This is a genomic window from Nocardia sp. CC201C, from assembly GCF_030010695.1.
GTDB lineage: Bacteria > Actinomycetota > Actinomycetes > Mycobacteriales > Mycobacteriaceae > Nocardia > Nocardia otitidiscaviarum.
Genome location: NZ_JASCXP010000573.1, coordinates 1 through 3,527, shown reverse-complemented (window position 1 = coordinate 3,527; position 3,527 = coordinate 1). Strand labels below are relative to the sequence as shown.

The window sequence follows — 3,527 nt, the reverse complement described above, 5'->3', positions numbered from 1 at the left end:
GCGAATGCCGATTCCGCCGAAGTACGCGGTGAGCCCGGCCAGGGCGGGAATCCGCTCCAGCAGGCGCAGGGGCGCGGGGAGGCCGTCGAGGGTGCCGTCCAGGCAGGGGCGCAGCAGCATGTCGTGTTCGCCGAGTTGCTGTCGTTGGACGGCGGCGGTCGGCAGCCAACGCCGCTTCTGCACCTTCGCCAGGTCGGCGGTGGTGAGGGTGCCGGAGCGCAGCGGGGCGGCGAGGATGCGGGCGGCGGCCACGGCGTCCTGGATCGCGAGGTTCACGCCGACGCCGCCGACCGGGGACATGGTGTGCGCGGCATCGCCGAGGCACAGCAGTCCGTCGGTGTCAGCCGACCCATGGTGACGCGCAGCAGTTTCACGTCGTCCCAGGATTCGATGGCGGCCACCGTCGCGTCGCCCCAGCCGAACAGTTCGGCCAGTTCGCCGCGCAGCCACTCGATGCCCCGGGCGCGCAGCCGCGCGTCCGCGCCTTTCGGAATCAGATAGGAGGTCTGGTAGTAGTCGCCGCGATCCATGGTCACCGCCGCCCGCCCCGCCTCGAAGCGGGCGAAGACCTGACCGTCGTGCCGGTCCCCCGCGCCCGCCGGAATGCGCAGCCACCAGACGTCCATGGGCACCTCGAAGGTGTCCTGCCGTAGTCCCGCCGCGTCCCGCACCACCGAATCGCGCCCGTCGCAGGCGAGGACGAGATCGGCGCGCAGTTCCGTGGTGGAGCCGTCGGTCTCGCGCAGCCGGACGCCGGCGATCCGGTCGCCTTCGTGCAGCGTTCCGATCACCTGGGTCGCCATGCGAATGGTGAAAGACGGCTCCGCACACGCAGATTCGGCAAGCAGATTGAGGAAGTCCCACTGCGGCACCATGGCGATGTGCCGATGCGGCCCCGGAATCCGGGTGAAGTCGGCGGCCACCACGGTGCGGTCGCCGATGTGCATGCGCATCCGCTCCAGCTTGCGCTGCGGCAGTGTCGCGAACTTCTCCCCCAACCCGAGTTCGTCGAGCAGACGCAACGTCGACGGATGCACGGTGTCACCCCGGAAGTCCCGAAGAAAGTCACCGTGCTTCTCGACGACGGTCACCCGCACCCCGGCCCGCGCCAACAGCAGCCCCGCCATCATCCCCGCCGGTCCGCCACCCACTACACAGCATTGCGCGTATTTCACAGCCGTCCAACCCCTTTGCGATTTCTACTACAATAAGTAGTAGTCCAATCGTCGATGGGGTTCAAGCGATCCGCCGAGCCGGTCGTTGCGGTCTGGCGGCAGGTCAGGATGCCTTGCGGCTGTCGTCGTTCTCGTGGTGGGCGATCACGGCGAGCAGTTCGCGTACCCAGGCGGGCCGCTGTTTGCCGATTCCGGCGGTCGCGATGTCGTTCTCGATCAGCGAGCGGATATACGCCGACTGCGACATGCCCAGCGCCGTGGCTCGGGCCTTGCACGCTCGGTCCAGGTCGTACGGCATCTTGATCGAACGGGGAACGAACACCGGTTCGGCGTCGGGGCCGATGGCGATCCCCAGCTCCTTCTCGGTCACTGTCTCGCCGGTGAGTTCGAGTCGGTCCTTGATCGCCGCCACTTCGGCGGGGCTCATCTCGTGGAACGGGTCAGTCATGGTGGGTCGCCTCCCAGCGTTCGAAGTCGGCGATCTGCTCTTCCGTGAGATAGGTCGCGTCGAAGATGTAGATGTCGCGGCCGGTGTGGCGGGCGTAGGCGGCGATGGCCCGGCCGTTGTCCGCGCGGCCGGAGATGACGAAGGTGCGCAGCCCGGTCGCGGTGTCCGTGGCGAGCTCGAGCCGAACCCGCCGCGTGCCGGTTTGCCAAGCGTTGACCATCTCGAACACCTCGTCGATGTCCACACCGGTCCTCGCCAGCAGCTGCGCCAACGCCCAGTACCACACGATCGCCACATCGGCAGACTACCGACAAGACTACCAGCATGGGCATGGATCGCACTTGCGCGGACTACCGCGGTCGGTAGCGGTGTGTCGTGCGACAGCCCGCGACGGTCGTCCGCGTCAGGGGCACAGGGCGTGCGACAGCAGGCTCATGGTGTCCTGGCGCTCCTCGATGACCTCGGTCATGGTGATGGTGACGGCCCGGCCCTCCGGAGTCGCGCCGGAGACCGTGATGAAGCCGTAGATGCCCCCGGTGTGACCGAAGTACCGTGCGCCGCAGGGTAGTTCGGCGACCCCGATGCCGAGTCCGTACTGGAAGGGATCGTCGGCGGCGCGGGGCAGGCCGTCGAGCATCTCGCGCAGCTGGGCCTCGGCGACGATCTTTCCGGCCAGCAGGGCGGCGTAGAAGCGATTGAGGTCGTTGCCGGTGGAGACCAGGGCTCCGGCCGCCCACGGCACGGACGGCTCGATGCGGGTGACATCGGTGGGCACGCCGTCGACGGGCGCGTATCCGTGTGGATGCGGCCCCCGGATGTCCAATTCGCCGGTGGCGGGCAGATACGTATCGGGGAGCTGCGCGGGGATGGTGATGCGCCGCGCCAGTTCCTCGGCGTAGGGCCTGTCCGTGAGCTTCTCGACGAGCATTCCGGCCACGAGGTAGTTCGTATTGGTGTACTCGTACCGCTCGCCGGGGGCGAACTGCGCCGGATTCCGCAGCGCGATGGCCACCTCCTCGGCGGGGGTGAACGTGCGTCCCTCCAGGCCCGCCCGGTACTCGTCGATCTCCGGTTCGGAGCTGAATTCCGGTAGCCCACTGCGATGTTGGAGCAGCTGGCGAACCGTGATGGCCTTGCCGTCCACGCCGTCGCCCACCAGGAGTCCGGGTAGATACGTGTCGACCGGCTCGTCGAGGCTCATCTGCCCCTCGGCCGCCAATTGCAGGACCAGTGCCGCCACGAAGGTCTTGGCGATACTGCCCACCCGCACCTGCTGCGGCGGCGCGAGCGGTATCGGCTCCCCTGTCTCCCGGTCGGCGACACCGGCGGTGAGGGTCACCGTCTGCCCGTTCTCGGTCAGTGTCGCGATCACCCCGGCGATCCCCGACCGCACCAACGCGTCGATATCGGCGCGCACCTGCTCCACCCGAGCGGGCGACACGGTCGTCGGCGGCCCGGCCACGGTGGGCCCCGCGGCGGAATCGATTGCGGAGCAGGCGGCCACGGGCAGCAGCGCCAGCGCGACAGCGGCGATCGGCACGATCCTCATGCACCGACGGTAGAAAGCCGTACCGCCGCAGCGCATCCGGTATGAACCCTGAGAATTCCCCGATCTTTCACGCGGAACGAATGCGGGTCAGCGGCTGACCGGTGGCCCGAGCGATGTGCGGCAACTCGGCCTTCAGTTCGGGCAGCGGCGCATCGTCGAACATGGCGACCACGAGGTCGTCCGCGTCGGTCTCCCACGTTCCGGCGATGCGGCCGTTCACGAGCACGAGCGGGGCGATCCACCCGGCGGTGCGGCTCACCTTCGCCCGATGATCCCCGGACAGCAGTTCGGTGTCCTTGGTGCCGGGGCCGAGGACGTACTGGTCGAACGCGCCGAGCAGACGAACGGATGCGGC

The 3,527-nt window shown here is 68.6% G+C and carries 6 protein-coding genes; all 6 read right to left on the bottom strand.

All coding sequences use genetic code 11. The features are described 5' to 3' along the window. Window positions 1–300, bottom strand: a 300-nt coding sequence (locus tag QK444_RS36530) for an FAD-dependent monooxygenase (RefSeq protein WP_349239562.1), incomplete at its 3' end; no start/stop codon positions are given. Further along, window positions 273–1,175 carry an FAD-dependent monooxygenase gene (locus QK444_RS34230; RefSeq protein WP_349239561.1) on the bottom strand — a complete coding sequence of 301 codons (903 nt, stop codon included), beginning with the start codon at window positions 1,173–1,175 and terminating at the stop codon, window positions 273–275. The genes QK444_RS36530 and QK444_RS34230, both read right to left, overlap by 28 nt. 103 nt (window positions 1,176–1,278) lie before the next feature. Then, window positions 1,279–1,623, bottom strand: a complete 345-nt coding sequence (locus QK444_RS34225; RefSeq protein WP_282786157.1) for a hypothetical protein — start codon at window positions 1,621–1,623, stop codon at window positions 1,279–1,281. Continuing rightward, the gene (locus QK444_RS34220) at window positions 1,616–1,918 is read right to left on the bottom strand and encodes a hypothetical protein (protein ID WP_282786156.1); all 303 of its coding nucleotides are present in this window, start codon (window positions 1,916–1,918) and stop codon (window positions 1,616–1,618) included. Before QK444_RS34220 ends, QK444_RS34225 begins: the two co-directional genes overlap by 8 nt. A gap of 108 nt (window positions 1,919–2,026) precedes the next feature. Next, on the bottom strand, window positions 2,027–3,172 hold the full coding sequence (locus QK444_RS34215; protein WP_282786155.1) for a serine hydrolase domain-containing protein: 1,146 nt from the start codon (window positions 3,170–3,172) through the stop codon (window positions 2,027–2,029). Window positions 3,173–3,239: 67 nt separating this feature from the next. Continuing rightward, window positions 3,240–3,527, bottom strand: a 288-nt coding sequence (locus tag QK444_RS34210; RefSeq protein ID WP_282786154.1) for a crosslink repair DNA glycosylase YcaQ family protein, incomplete at its 5' end; no start/stop codon positions are given.